This is a genomic window from Halanaerobaculum tunisiense (assembly GCF_054657635.1).
In genome coordinates, this window is sequence record NZ_BAAHYI010000014.1 from 45,042 (window position 1) to 62,974 (window position 17,933).

Below are 17,933 nucleotides of genomic sequence, written 5' to 3' on the forward strand. Positions count from 1 at the left end.
ATAGGCTCAGTTTGCTATAATTGATAAAGTATGGTATAATATATAATCGCGGGATTATATAAAAATTCAAATCTGGATTTAGTTTTAGGGAGGAGGATTGTTAGTTGAAGAAGTTTTCAAAGAGTATTGGATTTTATTTGATTATTATTGCTATTGGAGTTCTAATAGCTCAATATATTATTGCTCCTAATCAACAACAGCAGCAACTATCTTATAGCCAGTTTATTAATCAAGTTGAGGCTGGTAAGGTACAAGAAGTTACAATTGTAGGTGAAAATTTAATAGAGGGGAAATTAACAAGTGGTCAAGAGTTTGAAATAAATGTTCCTGGCACGATTGAAAAAATAGAAGGTTTGTTACGAGAGAATAATGTAGATATTGAGACTAAACCTGAACCTGAACCTCCATGGTGGACAGGGATATTTGCCTATTTATTACCAACGGTGATCTTAATTGCTGCCTGGATATTTATTATGAATCGAATGCAAGGTGGCGGCAAGAAGATGATGTCTTTTGGAGAAAATAAGGCTCAGTTACATAAAAAAGGGGAGACTGATGTTACCTTTGATGATGTAGCTAATTATGAAGAAGTTAAAGAAGAGTTACAGGAAGTTGTTGAATTCTTAAAAGAGCCAGATAAGTTTTCTAAGTTAGGTGCAGAAGTTCCTAAGGGAGTGCTATTACTAGGGCCACCAGGTACAGGTAAGACATTAATGGCTAGAGCTGTATCTGGAGAAGCAGGAGTTCCCTTCTTCTTTATTAGTGGTTCTGATTTTGTCGAGATGTTTGTTGGTGTTGGTGCTTCTAGAGTTAGAGACTTGTTTGAACAAGGTAAAGAGAATTCTCCATGTATTATATTTATCGATGAATTAGATGCCGTTGGTCGCCAACGTGGTGCTGGTGTGGGTGGCGGAAATGATGAACGTGAGCAAACTTTAAACCAGTTATTAACTGAAATGGACGGTTTTGAGCCCAACCAAGGTATTATTGTTATGGGAGCTACTAACCGTCCTGATGTATTAGATAAAGCTTTATTAAGACCAGGTCGATTTGATAGACAGGTTCCAGTAGGAAAGCCAGACTATAAAGCTAGAAAAGGTATTCTAGAAATTCATATTGAAGAAAAACCGCTAGAGGATGATGTAGAGACTGACGTATTAGCCCGTAGAACTCCTGGGTTTACAGGAGCTGATTTAGAGAATCTAGCTAATGAGGCTGCTATTTTAGCAGCACGTCGTGATAAAGATGAAATTGGCATGAGAGAGTTTGACGATTCTATTGATAGAGTTATTGCCGGTCCTAAGCGAAAGAGTAAAGTAATTAGTGATAAAGAAAAGAATATAGTTTCTTACCATGAATCTGGTCATGCTTTACTAGGTGAATTACTAGAAGAAGCTGACCCAACTCATAAAGTAACTATTATTCCGCGAGGTAGAGCAGGTGGATTTACTATTAATCTACCAGAAGAGGATAAAAGCTTTATTACTAAGGGTGAATTACAGGATAAAGTAGCTTCTTTACTAGGTGGAAGAGTAGCTGAGGAAATCTTTTTAGATGATATTAGTACAGGAGCTCAAAATGATTTAGAACGAGCTACTAAGATTGTTCGGAGAATGGTAACAGATTATGGTATGAGTGATAAACTTGGCCCATTGAGTTTAGGAAAGAAACATAATGAACAAGTATTTTTAGGTAGAGATATTTCTAAAAGTCGCAATTATAGTGAAGAAGTTGCAGCTATGATTGATGATGAAATTAGACAATTAGTAGAGAGTTGTTATCAACGAGCTACAGATGTTTTAAATGAGAATAGTGAGCTAGTAGAAGATATGGTAGCTGCTCTTAAAGAAAAAGAGACTTTAGAAAAAGACGATATTAAAGAGATTATTACTGAGTATAAACCAGATTTTTATGATGATGAGGATGATGAAGAAGATAAAGAGCAAGACCTGGCAGAAGAGTAACTTTTAAACTTAATAAAAGTCATTATGTAACTGGCGAGTCAAGATGGAATTAACCATCAGGGAACATGATGAATAGAAATCAAATGCCGACCGCCTGGGCAGATAGTACTCTAAATTACTATCTGTTCAGGCGGTTTTTTATTTGGACATTTTTTTAGTAATCAAGTATAATTTTAACTAACAAGATCAAAGTATATTTTAGGAGGGATAATAATGAAGAGTGATATTGAGATTGCGCAAGAATGTGAGATGGAACCAATTACAGAAGTTGCTAGTCAATTAGGTTTAGCTGAAGAAGATATTGAGTTATATGGTACTGATAAGGCTAAAGTTAAGTTGGATACTTATAATCGCTTACTAGAGGAAGAAGAGGCAGGAAAATTAATTTTAACTACTGCAATTAATCCTACTCCAGCCGGAGAAGGAAAATCAACTACAACTGTAGGTTTAGGGCAAGCTTTAAATCAGTTGGATAAAAATGTAGCTGTTGCTCTTAGAGAACCTTCTTTAGGACCTTGTATGGGAATTAAAGGTGGCGCAGCAGGAGGCGGATACTCTCAGGTTGTACCAATGGAAGATATTAACCTTCATTTCACAGGAGATATTCATGCTATTGGAGTAGCTCATAATTTATTAGCTGCTACTATTGATAATCATATTAAACAGGGTAATCAACTTAATTTGGATCCTAATCAGGTATTGCTCAAGCGAGTTGTTGATATGAATGATCGTGCTTTAAGAGAGATTGTAGTAGGTATTGGAGATAAAAATGGTCAAACTAGAGAAGATGGTTATATGATTACTGTTGCTTCAGAAGTAATGGCTATCCTTTGTTTAGCTGAAGACATAATTGATCTTAAGGAACGATTAGGAGAAATTATTATTGGTTATAATTATGATGATCAACCTATTACAGTTAAAGAACTAGAAGTGGAAGGAGCTATGGCTGCTTTATTAAAGGATGCACTTAAACCTAATTTAGTGCAAACTTTAGAGAATACACCTGCTTTTATTCACGGAGGTCCTTTTGCTAATATTGCTCATGGTTGTAATAGTATTATGGCAACTAAATTAGCTTTACATTCAGCTGATTATGTAGTAACTGAGGCTGGTTTTGGAGCAGACTTAGGAGCAGAGAAGTTCTTTAACATTAAGTGTCGACATGCTGATTTAGAACCTGATGCAGTGGTATTAGTAGCTACTGCTAGGGCTTTAAAGATGCATGGTGGGGTAGATAAAGATAATTTGGAAGAAGAAAATCTTAATGCTTTAGCTGCTGGCTTAGAGAATTTAGAGAAACACATTGAAAATGTTAATAAGTTTGGGGCTCCATTAGTGGTAGCAATTAATGAATTTGTAACTGATACTGCAGCAGAGATTGAGTTAATTAAAGAACGTTGTCAAGAATTAGGTGTCGAAGTTGCTATTTCTCAAGTATGGGAAAAAGGTGGTCAAGGTGGAATTGACTTAGCTAATAAAGTGCTAAAATTGGTTAAAGAACCAAGTGATTTTGAGTTATTGTATTCTACTGAGGATTCAATTGAGGAAAAGATTGAACAGATAGCGACCGAGATATATGGTGCAGCTGAAGTTAACTTTACTGCTCAAGCTAAAGAGAATATTAAGCAATTAATCACAGCTGGATTTGATGAGTTACCAATTTGTATGGCTAAAACGCCAGCTTCTTTATCTGATGATCCAGCACTGAAAGGGAGACCAATGGGCTTTACAGTAACTGTGAGAGAAGTTAATGTGTCAGCTGGAGCTGGATTTTTAGTAGCTTTAACTGGAGATGTATTAACCATGCCTGGTCTGCCGCAAGAACCTTCTGCTCAAGATATAGATATTGATGCTGAGGGAAAGATTAGTGGTTTATTTTAATCTTTTCTAGGGAGGTAGCTACCTCCCTAGTTATTCACCTATAGATTTAAAGTGTAGTATTATTGATATTTAACTTGCAAATTTAACTTTGAATTAGTATAATTAAGTGAAATTGAATAATATCCGCTTGGATCTATAATAGACTGAGACGGGAATAGTATAGTGGGTTAACTATGCCTACTTATATTTATAGATAACTCCTTTCCTGTCTAGGTTAGGAGTTTTTGTTTTTAGTAAGGGGGTAATAATTTTGCGAAAGAAAGTGATAATTATTGGAGCAGGTCCAATAGGCCAAAGCATGGGATATATATTAGCTCAAAATGATTATCAGATTCTAGGATTTATAAGTAGAAGTTTAGCTTCAGCTAAGAAAGGGGTTAAGCTAATAGGAGAGGGGGTGGCTACTACTGAATATGATGATTTTATTTCAGAGGCTGATTTGATTTTTATTACTACACCTGATCAGAATATTGAACAGGTAGCTCAAGATCTTTTTACTAAAGATTTAGTTTCTAGAGCTAGTTGTCTAGTTCATATGAGTGGAGCTTGTAGTTCTAAAATTTTAGCTAATGATAAAAAGGTAGGGAGGTTATCTCTTCATCCTTTGCAATCTATTGCAGATGTAGAAACTGGAATAGAAAAGCTTCCTAAATCTTTCTTCACTATAGAAGGAAATAAGTTAGGTCTTGAAGTGGGTCAAAAAATTTTAGAGTTTATAAATGCAGATTATCAGATTATTTCCACAAAGGATAAACCAGTCTATCATGCAGCAGCTTGTGTAGCATCTAATTATCTAGTAGCTATTATTAATTTAGCCTTTGATTTAAATGAAGAGATAGGAATTTCAAAGAATAGTTCTAGAGCCGGGTTACTTCCTTTATTAGAGGGAACCCTACATAACATTAAAGAGTTAGGGCCAACTCAAGCCTTAACAGGGCCAATATCTAGAGCTGATAAAGAAACAATTCAGAACCATTTAAATAGTTTAGAGGAAATGTTAACAGAAGATAAATTAGAGTTATACCGAAAGTTAGGTCAGTATACCACTGAGTTGGCTAAAAAGAAAGGTAGCATTACCTCTGACCAGGTTACTGAGCTAAATAATTTATTAATTGGGGGTGAAAGTTGTGAGTAATCAAATTACAGTTAAGACTCTACAGCAGAAAAAAGAGGCTGAAGAGAAGATTACAATGCTGACTGCTTATGATTATCCAATGGCTAAAGCTATAGATGAAGCAGGGATTGATGTAATTTTAGTGGGAGATTCAGTAGGAATGGTGGTCTTAGGTTACGAAGATACATTAGCTGTGACAGTTGAGGATATGATTCATCATAGTAAAGCAGTGACTAGAGGTGCTAATCAATCTTTAGTAGTTACTGATCTTCCTTTTATGGCTTATAAGGTTGAGGATGTTAGTTATGCAGTTAAGAATGCTGGCAGAATTGTTAAAGAAAGTGGAACTCAGGCAGTAAAGTTAGAGGGGGGGAGTGAGATAGTAGAGGAGATAGAGGCAATTACTAAAGCTGGGATTCCAGTAATGGGCCATTTAGGTTTAACTCCTCAATCTGTAAATCAGTTTGGAGGTTTCAAGGTACAAGGAAAGGAAGGTGAGGCTGCTAAAGAATTATTAGCAGATGCTAAAACCTTAGAAGAAGCTGGTGTTTTTGCTTTAGTGCTAGAGTGTATTCCGGCAGAATTAGCTAGCCGAATAACTAATCAATTATCAATTCCTACTATTGGTATTGGAGCAGGTAAAGATTGTAGTGGTCAAGTCTTAGTTACTCAAGATATGCTAGGGGTTTCTTCTGACTTCACTCCTGAATTTGTTAGAGAGTATACAGATTTAAATGAAGAGATTAATCAAGCTTTAAACAAATATAAAGAAGATGTTAAATCCGGAGAATTTCCGAATTCAGCAGAGAGTTTTAGTAACTAGGAGGGATTAAAGTGGAGATTTATACGACAATACCCGAGATAAGAGAATTTGTTAAAACTAAACAGCGAGCAGGACAGAAGATAGGTCTGGTTCCTACAATGGGTTATCTACATCAAGGCCATTTAGCTTTAATGAAAGAGGCTAAACAAGAAAATGATATAGTAATTACTAGTATTTTTGTTAATCCTACTCAATTTGGCCCTGATGAGGATTATGATGAGTATCCGCGAAATTTAGATAGAGATGCAGAGTTAGCAGCTAAAGTAGGAGTTGATGCAATTTTTGCTCCTGAGACCGATGAAATTTATTCTTCTAAAGCTGCTACTACAGTCCAAGTAGAGGGTTTAACTGATAAGTTATGTGGTGCTTGTCGTCCGGGGCATTTTACAGGGGTCTGTACTATAGTTAGTAAACTATTTAATATTATCAACCCTGATCGTGCTTATTTTGGCCAAAAAGATGCTCAACAAGCATTAGTTATTAAGCGGATGGTTAAGGATTTAAACTTTGGTCTTGAGATAGTAACAGTACCTATAGTTAGAGAAGAGGATGGATTAGCTGTTAGTTCTCGGAATAAGTATTTAAATCAAGCAGAACGGACAGCTGCTACAGTACTTTATAATTCTTTAGAGTTAGCTCGACAGTTAATTGAACAAGGAGAAGGAAATGCTGAAGTCGTTAAAAATAAAATGATAGAATTAATTGAAGATGAACCATTAGCTAAGATAGATTATGTAGAATTAGTTGATCAAGATACGCTAGAATCAATTACAGAAATTAATGGTCAAATTTTAATTGCTCTTGCTGTTTATATTGGAGGAACTAGATTAATAGATAACATTATGTTGGAGGTGTAAATAATGATGCGGATGATGCATAAATCAAAACTTCACCAAGCTAAAGTTACTGATGCTAATCTAAATTATGTAGGGAGTATTACTATTGACCAAGAATTAATGGAAGCAGCAGATATCTACCCTAATGAACGAGTTCAAGTGGTTAATAATGATAATGGAGAACGTTTAGAAACTTATGTTATTCCTGGCGAAAGAGGTTCAGGAGTTATTTGTCTTAATGGAGCAGCAGCTAGAAAGGCTAGACCAGGAGATACAGTAATTATTATCTCTTATGCTTTAATGAGTGAGGAAGAAGCTAAGAGTTTAGAACCTGAATTTATATTGGTAGGAGAAAAGAATAATATTAAACAAAAGTTCAAGGGGGGAGAAGAGTGAATTTAACAACAAGACAACTGACGATAACTGGTATTTTAGGTGCTGTTGCTATTGTGTTAAGTATTACTCCTTTAGGCTTTATTCCGGTCCCTACTCCTGCAGGTGCTGCTACAATTATGCATCTTCCAGTAATTATTGGGGCTATTATTGAAGGGCCAACTGTTGGGGCCTTAGTAGGTTTAATCTTTGGGATCACTAGTTTTATAAGAGGTGGGGCTTTTTTTGTTGATCCATTAATAGCTATTGTACCGCGGGTATTAATTGGGATTTTAGCAGCTTATAGTTATAAGTTTATCGGCCAGAGATTAATTGCTGTTAGTACAGCAGCTATAGTAGGTACTGTAACCAATACAGTAGGAGTATTATCTTTAGCAGTAATGAGAGGTTATTTAAATCAGACTGCTGCTTTAGGAATTGCTGTCACTCATGGTTTGCCTGAGGTAGTAGTAGGAACTGTAGTTACAGTAGCACTAACTAAAGTTTTGCAACAGTCTAGTTTACAGATGCAACAAAGCTAAAAAGCCTTTGGCAAAGGCTTTTTAGTTAGCAATCTGTAATTTTTTGTCTGGTTGTTCTTTGAGTTGTAAGGTGTAAGTTTTGGTTTTATTATTTCTTAGGATAGTACAAGTTATTGTGGCTCCAATATTTAACTTAGTTAATTTGTTTTTTAGATCCTGGGGTTGTTTTATTTTTTGCTGATTAAACTGAAGAAGAATATCTCCTCGTTTTAATCCTGCTTTAGCAGCCGGACTATTAGGCGTAATATTAGAGATTAGAGCGCCATAATCTCGGGTAAAATTAAGATGATCTTTTAAATTAGCAGTTAGCTGTTGTAAGTAGATGCCTAACCAAGGCCTAATGATTTTACCGTGTTCTTTTAATTCTTGGACTGAACTTTGAACTTGATTAATAGGGATTGCAAAGCTGATTCCTTGGGCTTTGAAATTAATTGCAGTATTAATGCCTATCACTTTTCCTTGAGTATTAAGCAATGGCCCACCACTATTGCCAGGATTAATAGCTGCATCAGTCTGGATCAGGTGTTGATAAGTTTTAGTTGTATTTTCTTGGTTGAGTTTAAGAAAGCGATTGGTAGCACTAACAATTCCTAGACTAATAGAATAATTCAGATCATAGGGATGCCCAATAGCTAATACTAAATCACCAGTTTGTAGTCTTTCTGAATTACCTAATTGAGCTGTAGGTAATTCGGTAGCATTGATTTTAAGTAATGCTATATCCCAGTGGGAGTCACTACCTATTATTGTAGCAGATTGGGATTTAGTTTTGTTTTTTAGGTTGATCGTGATGTTATCTGCTGGAGTAACTAAGTGTTTACTAGTGATTATATAACCTGTAGAGTCAATAATTACTCCTGCTCCAGTCTGGTTTTCTTGTTGGGGATTCACTCCTGTAACTTTGACTACAGCTGGTAGTGTTTTTTCTATTTCAGAAGCAAAAGTATTTGGTTTAACTTGTGAACTAGCTAAAGTTGGTTGAGCATTGTAACTAATTAATAGTAAACAAATCAGAAATAATATTAAATAGTTTTTATTAATCATGACTGCCTCCTTGATTAATAATTATAGGTGTTATGTAGCTAAAACTCAATATTCTCTTTGTCTTTTGAATCTAAATATTATATAATTAGTTTAGAAAAAAGAAGGTGACAATTTATGAAGCGTAATTTACAGCGTAGAGCACAAGTTTTAGATTTATTATATCGGTTTCAAGGTGATTATTTATCCGGGGAGCGATTGAGCGACCAACTTGGGGTGTCTAGAACGACTATTTGGAAGTATATTAATTATTTTAGAGATGTAGGATACCAAATAGAGTCTTCTTCTAAGTTAGGTTATCAATTATTAGCAGCCCCTGATATTTTATTGCCTGAGGAAATTAGTAGAGGATTAACTACAGACCAAATGGGCCACCAAATCTTTTATTCAGCTCAAATTGATTCGACTAATCGGTTAGCTAAAGAAAAAGCAGAAGCTGGATTTAAAGAGGGAACTGTTGTTGTTGCTGAAGAACAAGTAGGAGGTAAGGGACGGCTAAACCGGAAATTTTGTAGTCCCCCAGGTGGGATTTGGTTATCCTTTATCTTACGCCCAGATATTAAACCAGTTCTAGCTGCTAGAGCTACTTATTTATCATCATTGGCTTTGGTAAAAACAATTAATCAGTTAACTGATTTAGAGGCTTATATTAAATGGCCTAATGATATTTTAATTAATGACAAAAAAATAAGTGGAATTTTAACAGAGCTGGGAGCAGAATTAGACCAGGTTAATTACTTAGTTATTGGTTTAGGGATTAATGCTAATTTTCCGTTGGCTAAACTGCCCGCTGATCTACATAACAAAGTAACAACTATTGCTCATGAATTAGGGGCCAAGATAGATCGAATTTCTTTTATTCAGCAGCTATTAGAAGAGTTAGAAGAGTTAATTCCACAGTTAAAGCAGTTTGATCTATTATTAGCTGAGTGGAAAAAACATGCTTTTACTTTGGGCCAAGAAGTCAAGATTGTAGATGGTTCGCAAGAGTATGTTGGTGTAGCTAATGATATAGCCTTTGATGGAGCGTTAGTAATAGAGACTGAGACTGGCCGGGAGAAAGTTTATTCTGGTGATGTTTCTTTATCTCATCGGAATTTTAATTCTGAAAACTAAGTAGTTGATAGTGATGAATGTATATTTAATAGTTTGTAGTTGGGCTTAAATTTTCTATATTTATTATTTAAGGTTTTGTTTTGAGGTTTTTAACTGTCAATTGTCAATTCTGTAAACTATATTGGGTAAAGGGTGAGAACTTTGATTTTAGCAGTTGATGTAGGTAATACTAATATTGTATTAGGTTTATACGATAAGGAAGAGTTGTTAATTGATTGGCGAGTTTCTACTGATCGTAAAAAGATGCCTGATGAATACGGGGTGTTATTGACTGATTTATTTTCTAGTACTGACCAGGAATTAGCAGATGTAGATGGAGTTATTATTTCTTCAGTAGTGCCCCCGATTATTCATGCTTTAGAAGAAGTAGCAATTAAATATTTAGGAGTTAAGCCGTTAGTTGTTGGCCCGGGAATTAAGACAGGAATTAATATTAAAATGGACAATCCCAAAGAAGTAGGGGCAGATAGAATTGTTAATGCAGTAGCTGTTGATCAGATGTACAATTGCCCCGCCATCATTGTTGATTTTGGGACAGCAACTACTTTTGATGCTTTATCTAGCCAAGGGGATTATTCTGGCGGAGTAATTGCTCCTGGAATTGGTATTTCTACTGATGCACTATTTGATCAAGCCGCTAAATTACCTAATATTGAATTGGAATTTCCTGAGCAGGTAATTGGTAAGAATACTCGTGATGGATTACAATCAGGAATCTTATATGGTTTTGTTAGTCAGGTTGATGGAATAGTAAGACGGATGAAAGAGGAATTTGCATCTACACCACAAGTAATTGCTACTGGAGGATTAGCTGATTTAATTGCCAGTCAGTCAGAAGAAATAGAGATTAACAATCAGTTTTTAACCTTAGAGGGCTTAAGAATTGTTGCTAATATGAATCGGTGATTAAGGTTGAGGTGATATAAAAATGAAGATAGATAATCTAGAGATAGATCCACAAGTTATTCTAGCTCCTATGGCAGGGGTGACTGATTTACCTTATCGGCAAGTGGTAAGGGAAATTGGTGGTTGTGGTCTAGTGTATACAGAGATGGTGAGTGCTAAAGGTTTAGTTTATGGTAATCAAAGAACCGAAAAACTATTACAAATAAAAAAACAAGAACTACCTGTTGCTGTCCAGCTATTTGGTAATCAACCTGAAATTTTAGCTCAAGCAACAAAAAAGGTTAAAGAGGTTAGTCAACCTGATATTATTGATTTGAATGTTGGTTGTCCTACTCCCAAGATAGTAAAGGATGGTTCTGGTTCTGCCTTAATGAAGGAACCACAGTTATTAGGTGAGATTGTTGCTGCTATGACTGGGGCAGTGGAGATACCAATAACTATCAAAATTAGGGCCGGCTGGGATAGTGAGACGATTAATGCTTGCCAAATAGCTAAGATTGCTGCCGAAAATGGAGCGCAAGCTATTGGGGTTCATGGTCGGACTCGAGAGCAGTTTTATGAGGGAAAGGCTGATTGGGAGGTTATAAACCAGGTTAATCAGGCAGTTTCAATTCCAGTTATCGGTAATGGTGATATTTTCAGTCCTCAAGATGCTCAGGAGATGATAGAGCAGACAGATTGTGCTGCCGTAATGGTTGCTCGCGGGGCTCAAGGTAATCCTTGGCTGTGTAAGCGAATAGCCTATTATTTAGAGACAGGCGAGTTATTACCAGCGCCTACTCCTAGAGAAAAGATTGATCAGGCTATAGATCATTTAGAAAGACTAGTAGAATATAAGGGCGAGTATGTAGGAATTAGAGAGATGAGAAAGCATGCTAGTTGGTATCTTAAGGGATTAAGTAATTGTACTACAGTTAAAGATCAAGTTAATCAGGCCCAGAGTAAAGCAGAAATGAAACGAATATTAATTGAATACCAGAATCAATTCAGCTGATACTCAAGTATCAGCTTTTTTCTTTTTGGATATAATAATTTTGGTTAGGTTGTACATATTAGAAGAAAGGAGTGGAAATTATGAAACATGTAGTTAGTATTAGTTTAGGATCTTCGCGGCGTGATCATCAGGTTAGATATAAGTTATTAGGAGAGGAATTTATCTTAGAAAGAATTGGAACAGATGGTGATTTAGAAGAAGCTAGTGATTTATTTAGTCAGCTTGATGGCCAAGTTGATGCTTTTGGCTTAGGAGGAATTGATTTAAATATCTATGCTGGAGCTAAGAAGTATCAATTGCGGACTGCTAAAAAGCTTATTCGCCAAATTGAGAAGACGCCTATTGTAGATGGTAGTGGTCTGAAGAATACATTAGAAAGAAAAGCTATCAAGCAGGTGGCTGAGGAGATCAATCTAACTGATAAAAAAGTTTTAATAGTAAGTGCTCTAGATAGATTTGGGATGGCAGAAGCTATAGCTAAGGAAGATGCTGAGTTAATTATTGGAGATTTGATTTTTGGTTTAGGACTCCCGTGGGCTATTAAGTCTTTATCAACTTTTTATAAGATTGCTAAATTATTGTTACCTGTGATTAGTCAATTACCCTTTAGGTTATTGTATCCAACAGGGGATAAACAGCTCAAGAGAAAGGATAAATTTAGTCAATATTATCGGCAAGCTGATGTTATAGCTGGTGATTTTCATTATATTAAGCGTTACTTACCAGTTGATCTAAAAGGGAAGATAATTATTACTAATACTATAACTGATCAAGATATTAATTTATTACAACAACGAGGGGTAGCTAAGTTGATTACAACTACTCCTGAATTTAAGGGACGTTCCTTTGGGACTAATATACTAGAGGCTGCACTAGTAAGTTTACTGGATAAACCATTAACTGAGATTGAGGTGTCTGATTATTTGAATTTATTGCGCCAGATTGATTTTAGGCCTCGGATTGAGGAATTAAATCAGCGAGATTTATCAGAGGGAGGAATTAGATGAAGCAATTTGGATTTGTTATTCACCCGTTGCAAGCAGCCGATGTAGCTCGTAAATTTCCTGTTGCTAAAGCAGTACCTGATAGGCTAGTAGAAAAGATTATTAAGCTAGCTCCTGCTTTTAAGACCTCTCATATTACAGGAATCAAGTCTCGATTAGATTCCAGAGCAGAAGGTTGGTTTATAACTTGTCCGTTAACTTCTCGGCAGATGTTGGAGTTGCCCACTGAAGAAGTAATAGAGAGGATTATAGCAGCTGGTAGGAAAGCTGAAGAATTAGGGGCTGAGATTGTAGGTTTAGGTGCTTTTACTTCTGTGGTAGGTGATAAAGGGGTTACAGTAGCTAGAGAGTTAGATATTCCTGTTACTACAGGCAATAGTTATACAGTAGCTACTGCTTTAGAAGGAACTAAATTAGCTTGTCGGATGGCCGGAGTAGATATCAAAGACCAAAATGTACTAATTGTAGGGGCTACTGGTTCTATTGGGCAGGCCTGTACTAAGTTATTGGCTGCAGATAGTCAACAATTAATTCTAGCTGCTAGAAAACAGAACAAGTTAGAGGAGTTGGCCCAAGAAGTAACAGCCGGTTATTCGCTGGACGTGAAAACAACTGTTAAGCTGAATAAATATTTACCACAAGCAGATGTTATAATTGCTGCTTCCAGTGCAGTAGATAATTTATTACAAGTGGATTTGCTTAAGTCAGGGGCAATAATTTGTGATGTGGCTAGGCCCCGAGATGTAGGAAAAGAAGTAATTAATAATAGATCTGATGTTTTAGTAATTGATGGTGGTATTGTCAAAGTTCCTGGAGCGGTGAAATTTAATTTGGATTTTGGTTTTCCAGTTGGAACAGCTTATGCTTGTATGGCAGAAACTATGATCTTAGCTTTAGAGGGCAAATATGAAAATTATAGTCTAGGAGCTAATTTAGACTGTGCTCAAATAAAGGAGATTAATAAATTAGCTAAAAAACATGGTTTTTCATTAGCTAGTTTAAGAAGTTTAGACCAAGAGCTAAGTTTACAACAAGTAAATAAAGTTAGAGAGGTCCTTAGTTCCACTTGACAATAGTTAGCAACTAGATTATAATACCTTATTAAAGCTAGAAAGAGAAAGAATGTTAGATTGTTTTCTTGACACCATTTTTTATTTTTGAAATAATAAACATGTTAATTTAAGATCGGTCTCCTGTAATTTAACTTAATCAAGGAGGGGTATTATGAATCAGGAACAAGAAAAGCTTATTATTTCTCAAGAAGGATTGGATAAATTAGAAGAAGAGTTACATTATTTAAGGGGTCCTAAACGAAAAGAGATAGCCCAAAGAATTAAGGAAGCACGCGAACTAGGAGATATTAGTGAAAATTCTGAGTATGATGATGCTAAAGATGAACAAGGCTTTGTAGAAGGAAGAATCAAAGAATTAGAACAGATGATCAAGAAGGCTGAAGTCCTTAATGAAGATGATATTGATACAACTGAAGTAAATATTGGGACTAAGGTTAAAATACTGGATAAAGAATTAGATGAAGAGATAGAATATAAGATTGTTAGTTCAGCAGAAACTAATCCTGATGAAAATAAAATTTCTAATGAGTCTCCAGTAGGTAAAGGCTTATTAGGGAATAAAGTAGGAGACACAGTAGAAATTGAAGTTCCTGCTGGAACTATTGAGTATAAGATTCTAGCAATTAGAAAATAGTAATATGGAGGTATCGTAATGTCAGCTGAAGAAAAAGAATTGAATGATCTTATGTTAGAAAGACGTAATAAGTTAGAAGAACTAGAAGAGCAAGGAGTCGAATTATACGAAAATGACTTTACTAGATCTCATAAGACAGAGGATGTAAAAGCTAATTATAGCCATTTAAGAGAAGAAAGTGTAATGGTTAAGGTAGCAGGTCGAATTATGGCAGTTAGAGATCATGGTAAGTCTAGTTTTGTTGATTTAAAGGATATGTCCGGGGAAGTTCAACTGTATGTTAAAGAGGATAATGTAGGAGCAGAAGCTTATCAGGTCTTTAATGAATTGGATATAGGAGACCAGATTGGAATCGAAGGTCTATTATTTAAGTCTGGAGAAGGCGAGATAACTATTCAGGTAGAAGACTTTAAAGTGTTAGCTAAATCATTACGTCCTCTACCGGAGAAATGGCATGGTTTAAAGGATGTAGAGATGAGATATCGCCAAAGGTATGTAGATTTGATTGTAAATGATGATGTACAGGAGAAATTTGTTTTAAGGAGTAAAATCCTACATAGTATTAGAGAATATCTAGAAGAACAAGATTATCTAGAAGTACAGACTCCTTTAATGCATCAGATAGCTGGAGGAGCTGCTGCTAAACCATTTGTTACCCATCATAATGCTTTAGATACTGATTTATATATGAGAATTGCTCCTGAACTTTATCTAAAAAGGTTACTAGTAGGTGGCTTTGAAAAAGTATTTGAATTAGGTAAGAATATGAGAAATGAAGGATTATCGCGAAAACATAATCCCGAGTTTACTTCTTTGGAAGTTTATCAAGCTTATGCAGACTATAGAGATATGATGGATTTAACAGAAGATTTAATTAGGACAATAACAGAAAATGTATTGGATACTTTAAAGATAGAATATGAGGGCCAAGAGATTGATTTAAGTAATTGGCAGCAAATGACTATGTTAGAAGCTATTAAGCAGCATGCTAACGTAGACTTTAATGAAGTAACTAGTCTGGCAGAAGCTAAATCTTTAGCTGATGAAAAAGATTTAGAATATGAAGATGATATTTCTTTAGGAGAACTGATTAATGAGTTCTTTGAAGAGTTTGTAGAAGAAAAATTAGTTGAACCAACTTTTATTACCCAGTATCCAGTCGAAGTGTCTCCGCTAGCTAGAAGAAATCCTGATAATCCAGATTTTACAGATAGATTTGAGTTATTTATTGCTGGAGATGAGTTAGCTAATGCTTTTTCAGAGTTAAATGACCCTATTGATCAAGAGGAAAGATTTGCAGCTCAGCATGAGCAAAGAGAAGCTGGAGATGATGAAGCTCATATGATGGATGAAGACTTTATTAGAGCTTTAGAATACGGTATGCCCCCAGCTGGAGGATTAGGTATTGGAATTGACAGACTGATTATGTTACTAACTGATTCTTCATCTATTAGAGAAATTATTCTCTTTCCTCATTTACGTCCGGAAAAATAATATTAATTATTCTCAAGGAGGATTTAATCCTCCTTTTTTTGTATTAACTACAATAAATTACAGATTAAATCTCTCTCTGACTAATGTTATAATATATAGTTAAGAGGTGTTATAGTTGCAGAGAAAAACATTTATTTTAGTTCTAATATGTATTTTATTAGCTACTGTATCAGGTTATGCCCAACAATTAAAATTAAAAGATAGTCGATCAACAGCCTCCCCTCAATTTTCTTTAACAACAAAATTAGAATATGATGGTTTTAGGAAAAAAAAATATGTGTTAACTAAATCAAAGTTAAGACTACCATTTAGTAAGCAATCTAATAGAATAAAAGGAATTTATATTAATACTAAAACAATCCGTAATAAAGAAAAAATGAAAAAGTTACTAAAAGTATTAAAGAATAGCCGATTAAATGCTGTTGTGCTTGATATTAAGGATGTAACTGGTAAGACTGCTTTTTTAGAACAAAAATCAGCTAGAAAAGAGCTAAGCAATTTAATAGCTAAGTTTCAACAACAAGGGATTTATGTGATTGGTCGTTTAGCTGTGTTTAAAGATTTAAAACTATCTAAGCAGGATAAATATTCTTTACAGTATAAACTAGAAGATGATTCTACTGTTGTAATTAATAGTAGCAAATGGACTAATCCATATTTTAAAGAAGTCTGGGATCACAATTTACAACTTGCTCGACAGGCAGTTGAGTTAGGGATTAATGAGATTCAATTCGATTATATTCGATTTCCTACTTTAGCTAGTGATAATAATTTAGTGATTAAAAGCCCTCCCGAGTATAGTAAATCAGAAATCATACTTGATTTTTTGCAGTATGCTAATCACCAATTAGCAGACCAAGATGTTTTATTATCGGCTGATGTGTTTGGATTAACAACTACTATTAATGGTGATTTAGGGATTGGACAGGACATTACTAAGATGGTTAAATATCTTGATTATATCTCACCTATGATTTATCCGTCTCATTATAACTCGGGAATTTATGGATTAGACGACCCTAGTGCTAACCCTTACAAATTAATTAGTAGAAGTCTAGCAGATGCTCAAGAGAAGCTAGGCAGTAGTAGTTATAAATTACGACCTTGGTTACAGGATTTTTCTTTCCGGAGTATATATGATAAGAAAAAGATCAAGGCCCAAATTAAAGCAGTTAATGATAGAGAGTTAGATAGTTGGTTATTATGGAATTCTAGTTCTAATTATACGATTGAAGCGTTAATTAATCAGGTACAGGAAGGATGAGTGGAAATGGAATTAACTAATGAACGAGTTATTCCTAAACAGATGAGTCAGGACAATGGACTTTTAATAGAACATATTGCCCGGTATAAATTTGCTAGTAGGTATACTCAAGGCCGGGTATTAGATTTTGCTTGTGGGGTAGGTTATGGGGCAGAAGTTTTATTGGCAATGGGCGAGGGTATCAAGCAGATTGTTGGATTAGATATTGATCGGCAAAGTGTAGAGTACGCCCGCGAACATTATAATTATCCGTGGACAGAATTTAAAGTTGGGAGTGGAACTGATCTAAGGTTGACTGAGAAGATAGGTAAATTTGATACAATAGTCAGTATGGAGACAGTTGAACATATTAAAGATGATTATAAATTTATATCTAATTTACAGAAGTTGTTACGGCCGACTGGCAAATTAATTATCTCTACCCCTTTTGGACAAGGTAGAGAGAGTGAGTGTTCTAATCCTTATCACTATCGGCAGTATACTAAACGAGAATTTGAAAAGTTATTGAGTAGTTTTTCTCAAGTGGAATTATTTTGCCAACGAAATAGTAAGATTGAAAAGCCTAAACCAGATAAGAAATACTACTTAATGGTGGCAGTATGTCAGTTGTAATTTTTTATAATATTCATTGACAAACGACAAATTAAATGTTATGATACTAATTGTCGCGTTAGAGAAAAGAAAGCAAATAAGAAAGTTGAAGTTATTTCTTGACGAAGGATCATTTATTTGTTAAAGTAGTAATTGCGCTTGAGAGAAAGCAGAGAAACAACAAAGAAAAGCAAGAAAGTTCTTGACAGTGACAGGAAGTTATGATAATATAATAAATGTCGCTTGAGAGAGAAAGCATTTTTTCTCAGGACAAGCAAGAAAAA

The 17,933-nt window shown here is 35.1% G+C and carries 17 protein-coding genes and 1 riboswitch; of the genes, 16 read left to right on the forward strand and 1 reads right to left on the reverse strand.

The window, feature by feature from the left end:
• The first annotated feature begins 104 nt into the window (after positions 1-104).
• The 7 genes from ftsH (at position 105) to ACYQ3D_RS11250 (ending at position 7,532) form a co-directional block, all read left to right on the forward strand.
• Entirely contained in the window at positions 105-1,964 is a 1,860-nt protein-coding gene (ftsH, locus tag ACYQ3D_RS11220; RefSeq protein WP_459838458.1) for an ATP-dependent zinc metalloprotease FtsH, read from the forward strand.
• 16 nt (positions 1,965-1,980) lie between these two features.
• A riboswitch (ZMP/ZTP riboswitch) is annotated at positions 1,981-2,071 on the forward strand.
• 106 nt (positions 2,072-2,177) lie between these two features.
• The gene (locus ACYQ3D_RS11225) at positions 2,178-3,845 is read left to right on the forward strand and encodes a formate--tetrahydrofolate ligase (RefSeq protein WP_459838459.1); all 1,668 of its coding nucleotides are present in this window, start codon (positions 2,178-2,180) and stop codon (positions 3,843-3,845) included.
• Positions 3,846-4,095: 250 nt separating this feature from the next.
• Positions 4,096-4,980 carry a Rossmann-like and DUF2520 domain-containing protein gene (locus ACYQ3D_RS11230; RefSeq protein ID WP_459838460.1) on the forward strand — a complete coding sequence of 295 codons (885 nt, stop codon included), beginning with the start codon at positions 4,096-4,098 and terminating at the stop codon, positions 4,978-4,980.
• Entirely contained in the window at positions 4,973-5,782 is an 810-nt protein-coding gene (gene panB / locus ACYQ3D_RS11235) for a 3-methyl-2-oxobutanoate hydroxymethyltransferase (protein WP_459838461.1), read from the forward strand. The genes ACYQ3D_RS11230 and panB overlap by 8 nt, the downstream gene beginning before the upstream one ends.
• A gap of 11 nt (positions 5,783-5,793) precedes the next feature.
• Positions 5,794-6,639, forward strand: a complete 846-nt coding sequence (gene panC, locus ACYQ3D_RS11240) for a pantoate--beta-alanine ligase (protein ID WP_459838462.1) — start codon at positions 5,794-5,796, stop codon at positions 6,637-6,639.
• Positions 6,640-6,642: 3 nt separating this feature from the next.
• Entirely contained in the window at positions 6,643-7,014 is a 372-nt protein-coding gene (gene panD / locus ACYQ3D_RS11245) for an aspartate 1-decarboxylase (protein WP_459838463.1), read from the forward strand.
• Positions 7,011-7,532 (forward strand): ECF transporter S component, encoded by a 522-nt coding sequence (locus tag ACYQ3D_RS11250; RefSeq protein ID WP_459838464.1) that lies wholly within the window; start codon positions 7,011-7,013, stop codon positions 7,530-7,532. Before panD ends, ACYQ3D_RS11250 begins: the two co-directional genes overlap by 4 nt.
• A 21-nt stretch (positions 7,533-7,553) precedes the next feature.
• On the opposite strand, the gene ACYQ3D_RS11255 is transcribed toward ACYQ3D_RS11250, so the two are convergent.
• The gene (locus tag ACYQ3D_RS11255) at positions 7,554-8,576 is read right to left on the reverse strand and encodes a S1C family serine protease (protein WP_459838465.1); all 1,023 of its coding nucleotides are present in this window, start codon (positions 8,574-8,576) and stop codon (positions 7,554-7,556) included.
• A 114-nt stretch (positions 8,577-8,690) separates the two neighbouring features.
• Here ACYQ3D_RS11255 and ACYQ3D_RS11260 point away from each other — a divergent pair, with 114 nt between their 5' ends.
• The 9 genes from ACYQ3D_RS11260 (at position 8,691) to ACYQ3D_RS11300 (ending at position 17,670) form a co-directional block, all read left to right on the forward strand.
• The gene (locus ACYQ3D_RS11260; protein ID WP_459838466.1) at positions 8,691-9,689 is read left to right on the forward strand and encodes a biotin--[acetyl-CoA-carboxylase] ligase; all 999 of its coding nucleotides are present in this window, start codon (positions 8,691-8,693) and stop codon (positions 9,687-9,689) included.
• A 141-nt stretch (positions 9,690-9,830) separates the two neighbouring features.
• A complete protein-coding gene (locus ACYQ3D_RS11265) occupies positions 9,831-10,595 on the forward strand; it encodes a type III pantothenate kinase (RefSeq protein ID WP_459838467.1) in 765 nt (254 codons plus the stop codon).
• Between the two features lie 22 nt (positions 10,596-10,617).
• Entirely contained in the window at positions 10,618-11,589 is a 972-nt protein-coding gene (dusB, locus tag ACYQ3D_RS11270) for a tRNA dihydrouridine synthase DusB (RefSeq protein WP_459838468.1), read from the forward strand.
• 80 nt (positions 11,590-11,669) lie between these two features.
• The gene (locus ACYQ3D_RS11275; RefSeq protein ID WP_459838469.1) at positions 11,670-12,596 is read left to right on the forward strand and encodes a quinate 5-dehydrogenase; all 927 of its coding nucleotides are present in this window, start codon (positions 11,670-11,672) and stop codon (positions 12,594-12,596) included.
• The gene (locus ACYQ3D_RS11280) at positions 12,593-13,663 is read left to right on the forward strand and encodes an SDR family NAD(P)-dependent oxidoreductase (protein ID WP_459838470.1); all 1,071 of its coding nucleotides are present in this window, start codon (positions 12,593-12,595) and stop codon (positions 13,661-13,663) included. The genes ACYQ3D_RS11275 and ACYQ3D_RS11280 overlap by 4 nt, the downstream gene beginning before the upstream one ends.
• Before the next feature lie 154 nt (positions 13,664-13,817).
• Entirely contained in the window at positions 13,818-14,300 is a 483-nt protein-coding gene (gene greA / locus ACYQ3D_RS11285; protein ID WP_459838471.1) for a transcription elongation factor GreA, read from the forward strand.
• Positions 14,301-14,318: 18 nt separating this feature from the next.
• Positions 14,319-15,794: a lysine--tRNA ligase gene (gene lysS, locus ACYQ3D_RS11290; RefSeq protein ID WP_459838472.1), complete on the forward strand. Its 1,476-nt coding sequence runs from the start codon at positions 14,319-14,321 to the stop codon at positions 15,792-15,794.
• A gap of 115 nt (positions 15,795-15,909) precedes the next feature.
• Positions 15,910-17,058 carry a putative glycoside hydrolase gene (locus ACYQ3D_RS11295; protein ID WP_459838473.1) on the forward strand — a complete coding sequence of 383 codons (1,149 nt, stop codon included), beginning with the start codon at positions 15,910-15,912 and terminating at the stop codon, positions 17,056-17,058.
• 6 nt (positions 17,059-17,064) lie between these two features.
• Positions 17,065-17,670, forward strand: coding sequence for a class I SAM-dependent methyltransferase (locus ACYQ3D_RS11300; protein WP_459838474.1), 606 nt, complete (start codon positions 17,065-17,067; stop codon positions 17,668-17,670).
• The last annotated feature ends 263 nt before the right edge of the window (positions 17,671-17,933 follow it).

Excerpts from the sequence above, each read along its gene's own strand:
- ACYQ3D_RS11275 (WP_459838469.1), top strand. The coding sequence starts at position 11,670 with ATGAAACATGTAGTTAGTATTAGTTTAGGATCTTCGCGGCGTGATCAT.
- ACYQ3D_RS11255 (WP_459838465.1), bottom strand. The coding sequence starts at position 8,576 with ATGATTAATAAAAACTATTTAATATTATTTCTGATTTGTTTACTATTA.
- ACYQ3D_RS11300 (WP_459838474.1), top strand. The coding sequence starts at position 17,065 with ATGGAATTAACTAATGAACGAGTTATTCCTAAACAGATGAGTCAGGAC.
- ACYQ3D_RS11280 (WP_459838470.1), top strand. The coding sequence starts at position 12,593 with ATGAAGCAATTTGGATTTGTTATTCACCCGTTGCAAGCAGCCGATGTA.
- panD (WP_459838463.1), top strand. The coding sequence starts at position 6,643 with ATGATGCGGATGATGCATAAATCAAAACTTCACCAAGCTAAAGTTACT.
- dusB (WP_459838468.1), top strand. The coding sequence starts at position 10,618 with ATGAAGATAGATAATCTAGAGATAGATCCACAAGTTATTCTAGCTCCT.
- ACYQ3D_RS11260 (WP_459838466.1), top strand. The coding sequence starts at position 8,691 with ATGAAGCGTAATTTACAGCGTAGAGCACAAGTTTTAGATTTATTATAT.
- ACYQ3D_RS11225 (WP_459838459.1), top strand. The coding sequence starts at position 2,178 with ATGAAGAGTGATATTGAGATTGCGCAAGAATGTGAGATGGAACCAATT.
- lysS (WP_459838472.1), top strand. The coding sequence starts at position 14,319 with ATGTCAGCTGAAGAAAAAGAATTGAATGATCTTATGTTAGAAAGACGT.
- greA (WP_459838471.1), top strand. The coding sequence starts at position 13,818 with ATGAATCAGGAACAAGAAAAGCTTATTATTTCTCAAGAAGGATTGGAT.